The organism is Mucilaginibacter sp., from assembly GCF_039921305.1.
GTDB lineage: Bacteria > Bacteroidota > Bacteroidia > Sphingobacteriales > Sphingobacteriaceae > Mucilaginibacter.
Window position 1 is genome coordinate 1 of the sequence record NZ_JBDSCA010000051.1, and the last position, 6,499, is coordinate 6,499.

A 6,499-nucleotide genomic window follows, 5' to 3' on the forward strand; every position below is an offset into this window, starting at 1 on the left:
CCAGGGGTATTTTCTTTAAGCGGATCGACCAGGTGGAGATGTTCAGAGTGAAGGACTACATTATTACCCAATCTTTTATTTTGCAAATATTCAAGCTGATGTACCTGACACTAAAAAGCACCGACCCCGAAAACCCGGTCATGCAATTTCAGGGAATCCCGGAATCCACCATCACAGATACCATTCGGGACAGGGTTTTATCTGCAAGGAAAAACAACAACATCTACGAATTAAATTAGAAAGCCCTTGGTAGATACTAATTTTATTAGTAAACTTAATTAACAATATCAGTCATCAAAGCCATTATAAGAAACATATTGCTGGCCTGTTTGATTTCCACATTTGCCTTTTTCGGAGCGGTTGGAAGGAAACATTCCATGGATAAAATGACAGCCGCCGAAAAGGTTAAAGCCAGGAAGGAAACACTTACCTGTTTGTCCATTGCATTCTTAGCTTGTGGATTGTGTGCATGGCGCTGTGCCGTGCTTAATCGAAGATTAAACGACGAAAGGGAATACCAGCGCAGGTTTAATGAATATATGCGCAATTCTGCTTTTAACAGGCAATATTGATTAGTTGAACATTATTCTGTAAATTTGCAGCATCTAAGCGGGCATCCTGCCCGCTTTTGTGATAAGGTTTAGGTTGAAAGTTCCCGGCAGCGAGTGTTTGGGGACTTTTATTTTAACCTTACCCCCCCTTATCGGGCTTTTAACAGCCTTAATCACTTTATTATGGATACTTCAAAAGAGCCCTTATTTAATTCAACGGGCAACATCACTAAAGAGAATTTAATTGCACTTTATGGTCCATTGTTGTCGGGCGAATTGGTACTAAGGTTCGCCGAACACAAAAATTTTGATGCTGCGAGAATCGAGTTCCAAACCTGGGACGAACGGTCGGTCGTAGAAATGGGCAACCTTTTAGGTCAGGATTACAGGACTCAGACAGTGGTGTATAAAACTAAGGATGAATACATCGCTGCTCTTTTCCTTAAAGCCCTGATCAATGAGTGGGAGGATAATCGACTTGAAAAAATACGTGTCCGTTTGGAAGATCCCGTTCAACAAAAATTGGCTGCTGATTTACTTAAAATACGTTTATCAGGTAAGTTACCCCATATTGATTTGGCCGGAACAGATTTCACTATAGATTGGCGGCTAAGGCAACTAAGGGAAACCGCTGAACCATGGAAAAATATCAGTTTCAAGGAAATGGAAATGGCGGAGTCCGGGGAGGAATATCTGATCTTCTTTGATACGGAAAACCAGAACATTTATATTCCTGACGACGATATTACTGAATTGCCGGAAAACATAGTGGGGCTCGAAATACCTTACGAACTAAAACTTGATCCTATCGCCGTTGCCAGAGATTGCGGAATGGAAGAAATATTTTTATTAGCTGAGCATCCTATACAGGAGACATTATCGGCCAAAGTTATACCCTTGTCCGAAACCGGTTTACCTGAGTTTATTGCCAATAACAATAGGAATAATTCGAGAGTTCCTGGCCATGGCGTTGGTGATAATAACAATCAAAGCCCCCGGCGAGGTCGATAGGCCACAATCCATTTATCAACTCCTAAATCAATTTAAATGAAAAACACCAGCTTATTAAATAAGGACCTTGCCCTGAACGAAGAGCAATTTGTAAAAGCCGTAACCAACGATTTTACCGGTGATAACTTTATGGATCACCTGGAATGGGCCATGCTCATGATCCAACAGAATTTTAAACAAATGCGCTTAGCAGAATATCTCCCTGTTGTAACACGTAATCATTTCGATAAAGCGTACCTAATGTCCGGCGGTAATGATAGCCTAAACGATAATTTAAGGTTTTTCAGCCCTTTCACAGATCTTCAGGCTACTCCGGAAATTTTCCCGGACCTGAATATCAAAGTAATGACATTTAATGAATCGATCCAATTAAATAAAGTTAAACAAATTGACATCCGTACCAAGCAGATCCTAAAATCCAAATTACAATATGCTTACGAAATGTCTTCTGCTTTCTACAATAAGGATACAGAAGCGTTTTACGGTTTCAAAAGTGGCTATGAACTCAACAAGGGATTCTTTTCTTTAGGAACTAAGCTCGATAATTTAGAAAAATTAAATAGTGCTGATCTCCCGAATCCGATCTCACTCCATCCTAATTATGCAATGCCAAAAAATGCGGTCGCAATGTTGGAAAAACAACACCTAACTGACGTTATGAGGCTGATCGCTATGTCTTACCAGGTTGCAATGTCGATGTATTATGAATGGTGCATTTATATCAAAGAATACGATAATATAGGCCTTATTATACCGATTGATCCCGAAATACTGTCTGAATTATATAAAACCTCATTGGTGAAATTTGAGAACAAAAAACAAATGGTTCATTTTGTGAAAGAACACTACCGTAGGAAAGCAGCCTTACCGGGAGCGGATTATTCTATTTTTGTTAACCGGTATTTAAGAGGGGAGCACCGTTTCGATTACCGGGGATTTTATGCAGAAGTCATACCACCAAAGTATGATCTCGTTCGGGTTAACACCAGAAAGAAATTTGTTGACGGCTCTAAATGATGTTAATTTTCACGATCTCCGCGTATAATTAATTGGGTTATTATATTTGTTACCTGTAATGAAATCCCCAAAAAAGCACACCAGTAAAACTGCGCTCCGTGCCAGTCGGCTCTCGAAAGGCAAAATCTGGCTTGGAACCTATATTGGAAAAAATAAGGTTCGTGGTTATGCCGAGCGTTTTCGGGTTGATCTTATTTGCGCAATCAAAGAGTTGAGAATGCTGGGTGAACCAGTGAGTGATCAATATGAACTCGCAGTGAAACAAACCTTGGAAAACAGATGGGAGCAAAAAAAGCTGAAGCAGGAAAACGAATTTAAGGCCAATGAAAATAGCTATGACAATGACGATAACTTTGCATTTATCATAGGTTACACCAGTGGCGGGGCAGCCTACGGAGTTAGGTGGGAAGACCTGCCTGATGATGAAGATGGTTTAATTTAGATGTATTCCAGTTGAACCGTTTACAAATTTAGCTTCAATAAATTTTAACATTTCAATATCATTAGTGATTTATGCTAACCTTAGTGTTAAAGATCGCTATTGGGTTGCCCTACATTTGGTAAACGCCCATTTTTAAAGGAATTGTTCAATTCTTACTACTCACCGAAGCCAACGGCAGTTGCCGTTGCGCAAAAAGAATTTTAATCTTCTTACCGATGTCCATAGAAACGATAACTAAGGAAGATCTCGAAGTTTTTCGATTAACGCTATTGAATGATATTAAAAAGCTAATAGCAGCCAAACCTGACGAACGTAAAGAATGGCTTAGATGTGCCGATGTCAGAAATATACTCAAGATATCAACTGGCACCGTGCAAAATTTAAGGATCAGTGGCAAACTTAAATCACATAAGGTTGGAGGGATCCATCTTTACAAATTAACCGACATTGAAAGCATGATCGGCGGAAAATTCGATTAATATGTTATTCGAATCGCCAATCACTTCCCAGTTATATTCAAAGTTGATTGAAGATAACCGGGTAACCGTGTGGCATATCAGCCTTTACACAAGTATGCTCAATTTATGGGGTCAAGGTGGGTTTGAGAAGCAGATAAAAGTAACACGGGAAAATTTAATGACTTTAGCACACTTCAAAAGTATTACCACCTATCACAAATGCATTAGTCAGCTGGTTGATTTCGGCTACATAAATTACCTGCCAACATACGATTATTATGCTGGTAGCATGGTAGAAATTGTTCAACAATCAATAACCTTATAAGGGAACTGATCGTCATATTAAAGCTAAACTGTCTATTTTGTCATGGCCTTTTATGCAGACAATGCATATAAATGCTGGTAGGTGTCGAAGTCGCTGTGCAGGATAAAACCAGATCTTTTCAGCACTTTACCTGCTGCGTAATTTTTATGATTTACAACCGCGGCTATATTGTTAATTCCCTTTATTTTAAGATGTTTAATGATAACAGGCAACAAATTGGTCATCACCGATTTTCCCTTCGCATTACCATTTAAATAAAATTCAATAAAATAGGGATATTCCAGGAGGTTATAATGCTCCCGCGCGACCGAAGGCGGATTAAGGTCAATGATCCCAACCAGTTTTCCAGTAATTTTCGATGTGATAAAATGTACGACATTTCGACCATTATGAAAATTAAGGATTGAACCATTCAACCAATTTTTTGCCTCCTGGATGCTGGTTAATCTTTTATCAGGTAAAAATTTTAACGTTTCCTCATTAGATAGAATCTGGTAAATCTCCATTACCAGCTGATCATATCTCAGAAAATCATCCGGACCAAACGGATGTATTGTAAAATTTGCTTTCTCCAGGCAAATTGTTGGTGTTTCCATAGATGTCTCTAATTTATAAACCTTCGCTATATACGGCAAACTTCCCCTTATTTATTTTCTCAAAATCGCAATCTTTTCCATATTGCTTTCAATATAACATGACTTAAGCTTTCCGTTTAAGTTATTCTTCTTGGACGCTTTTTTTGGGAACTTCATGTTGTAAGTCACTTTTCTTCTTAAAAGAGTTTACAGCATTAGATTTGTCTTCCGCAATACGTACGCTAATCTTGCGTTCATCTATACTTGCTCCGTCCAGCTCTTTAATTGCCCTTTGGGCACCTGCATCATCGTTCATCGTTACAAAGCCATATCCTTTACTTGCGCCGGTGTCTTTGTCTGTGGCGATCGTAACTGTATTTACCGTTCCGTGAGCACTGAAAATTTCGACCAATTCAATTTCTTCCATGTCTTTTGGGAAACCTACGATAAAGAGTTTAGCCATGCATAAAAATATAAATTTTTACTGTTATTTTCTTAATCTCCGAGATTTGGATCTATTCATCGTTGAGGACTGATAAAGTTATATTACCAGAGACCCAATATTAAAATAAACAGTAAAATCATATGACATATACTAAATAGGGGATTTAGATTTTATTTTTTTGCCTTTATCAAACAGGTTTCCTTCTAATTTTAACATATCTGTGCCCACTTTGTGATCTTGTATTTTCGCATAGTGCTGCGTCTGCCTGATACTGGCATGGCCTAGCATTTTGGATACTGATTCCATCGGCACACCATTGTTCAATGTTACTGTCGTGGCGAACGTATGACGTGCGATATGGAAGGTAAGGTCCATCTTAATTCCGCAACAATCGGCTATCTCCTTTAAGTAAGCATTCATTTTTTGGTTCGTTAGTACCGGCAAAACCAAACCGGAACTCAAACATTTCTTATCCTTTTTGTAATTTGATATAATTTTTTTGGCGTTCGTTAATAACGGAATGCGAGATGCAGAATTAGTTTTCTGGCGGTGAATAAATATCCACTCTTTATCATCAACACCGATCTGGATATCTGATCTTTTGAGATTTTTGACATCAGCATACGCTAAACCTGTGTAACAACTGAATACGAATATATCACGGACAAGGCTTAACCGTTCCATAGCAAATTTCTTTTCAATTATTCTAAGTAGTTCCCGTTCCGTTAAGGCTACTTTTTCAACCGTCTTTTTTGTCAGTTTGAAATTTATGAAAGGGTCGCCTGGTAGCCATCGGTTCTTCACACAGATCAAAACGACCTTTTTAAAGTTTGCCAGATATTTCATAGTTGAATTGTGATTGCATTTTCTGACAGTTTTAAGCCAAAATGCATATTGCGTAATAAACTGATGGTCTAATTCTTTAATATTCTTATCATCTGACTTGTACATCCATTTAATAAAAGAGGCGGTGTGCTGCAATGATATTTCATAACGCTCTATTGTTCCGGCAGCAAAATCAATTCCCTCCAGGGCCTTCATTTGGTCATTGTGGTGCCTGAAGACATCGAGGATCATCCTGGTTTGCTCGGAAGCACCGGTTAAAATATCTTTTATCGCCTGAGCTGATAACGCTCGGTCTGTATCAAGTAAAAGGCGTTTCGCCTGAAAAACCCGCTGTTCCAGTGAATCGAGGTAATAATTCAATTCCTTAGTCGCCTCCTTGTTTCCGGTTGCTCTTCCCGCACCGGGGTTCCATTTGGCAATTTCGCACTTTCGTTTAGTCGAAATTTCAATAGACTTTCCATCTACCGTGATTTTTAAATAAATGAACTTGGCCTCTTCGGCCGGGTTTCTTGACGGTTTTAAAAACAACAATAACCCAAAGCTTTTTTCTAACATAACACACAATTAAAAAGTGAAACAAAATTAGTTTTAATCTAACTGTTTCACAAGATGTCCATGCGGTGAACATGTTGTAAAACAATTAGTTACAAGCTTTTCATTGAGGCTTTTTCATTTTTACATGATTTTTTAAAAGCCTCAACGAAAGACGCAATAGAGTTTTGCGATTGTATGCGAGTTTTGATAGTTTGAAGCAAAAAAAAAGCCATCTAATTTTACAATTAAATGGCTTTAAACACTTTTTTAATGAAGTCAGCGGAGAGTTAGGGTT

Annotated in this window: 8 protein-coding genes; 5 read left to right on the plus strand and 3 right to left on the minus strand. The window is 38.4% G+C overall.

What is annotated here, in order from left to right:
- The 5 genes from ABIN91_RS15110 to ABIN91_RS15130 all read left to right on the plus strand — a co-directional run.
- Positions 1-239 (plus strand): PH domain-containing protein (locus tag ABIN91_RS15110; RefSeq protein WP_348052058.1); only part of this gene is annotated, 239 nt, incomplete at its 5' end.
- A 495-nt stretch (positions 240-734) separates the two neighbouring features.
- A complete protein-coding gene (locus ABIN91_RS15115; protein WP_348052059.1) occupies positions 735-1,562 on the plus strand; it encodes a hypothetical protein in 828 nt (275 codons plus the stop codon).
- Positions 1,563-1,598: 36 nt separating this feature from the next.
- Positions 1,599-2,579: a hypothetical protein gene (locus ABIN91_RS15120; protein ID WP_348052060.1), complete on the plus strand. Its 981-nt coding sequence runs from the start codon at positions 1,599-1,601 to the stop codon at positions 2,577-2,579.
- 58 nt (positions 2,580-2,637) lie between these two features.
- The gene (locus ABIN91_RS15125) at positions 2,638-3,021 is read left to right on the plus strand and encodes a hypothetical protein (protein WP_348052061.1); all 384 of its coding nucleotides are present in this window, start codon (positions 2,638-2,640) and stop codon (positions 3,019-3,021) included.
- Positions 3,022-3,236: 215 nt separating this feature from the next.
- Positions 3,237-3,500 (plus strand): helix-turn-helix domain-containing protein, encoded by a 264-nt coding sequence (locus ABIN91_RS15130; protein WP_348052062.1) that lies wholly within the window; start codon positions 3,237-3,239, stop codon positions 3,498-3,500.
- Positions 3,501-3,854: 354 nt separating this feature from the next.
- Here the strand turns inward: ABIN91_RS15130 and ABIN91_RS15135 are convergent, their stop codons facing one another.
- The 3 genes from ABIN91_RS15135 to ABIN91_RS15145 all read right to left on the minus strand — a co-directional run bounded on the left by ABIN91_RS15135 (position 3,855) and on the right by ABIN91_RS15145 (position 6,225).
- Complete coding sequence (locus tag ABIN91_RS15135) at positions 3,855-4,400, minus strand: GNAT family N-acetyltransferase (protein ID WP_348052063.1); 546 nt, start codon at positions 4,398-4,400, stop codon at positions 3,855-3,857.
- Positions 4,401-4,521: 121 nt separating this feature from the next.
- Positions 4,522-4,842: an RNA-binding protein gene (locus ABIN91_RS15140; protein WP_348052064.1), complete on the minus strand. Its 321-nt coding sequence runs from the start codon at positions 4,840-4,842 to the stop codon at positions 4,522-4,524.
- A gap of 132 nt (positions 4,843-4,974) precedes the next feature.
- Positions 4,975-6,225: a site-specific integrase gene (locus tag ABIN91_RS15145; RefSeq protein WP_348052065.1), complete on the minus strand. Its 1,251-nt coding sequence runs from the start codon at positions 6,223-6,225 to the stop codon at positions 4,975-4,977.
- Positions 6,226-6,499: the final 274 nt, after the last annotated feature.

Bases quoted from the DNA above. Each gene is read 5' to 3' on its own strand.
- ABIN91_RS15130 (WP_348052062.1), top strand. From the start codon at position 3,237: ATGTCCATAGAAACGATAACTAAGGAAGATCTCGAAGTTTTTCGATTA.
- ABIN91_RS15115 (WP_348052059.1), top strand. From the start codon at position 735: ATGGATACTTCAAAAGAGCCCTTATTTAATTCAACGGGCAACATCACT.
- ABIN91_RS15125 (WP_348052061.1), top strand. From the start codon at position 2,638: ATGAAATCCCCAAAAAAGCACACCAGTAAAACTGCGCTCCGTGCCAGT.
- ABIN91_RS15120 (WP_348052060.1), top strand. From the start codon at position 1,599: ATGAAAAACACCAGCTTATTAAATAAGGACCTTGCCCTGAACGAAGAG.
- ABIN91_RS15140 (WP_348052064.1), bottom strand. From the start codon at position 4,842: ATGGCTAAACTCTTTATCGTAGGTTTCCCAAAAGACATGGAAGAAATT.
- ABIN91_RS15145 (WP_348052065.1), bottom strand. From the start codon at position 6,225: ATGTTAGAAAAAAGCTTTGGGTTATTGTTGTTTTTAAAACCGTCAAGA.
- ABIN91_RS15135 (WP_348052063.1), bottom strand. From the start codon at position 4,400: ATGGAAACACCAACAATTTGCCTGGAGAAAGCAAATTTTACAATACAT.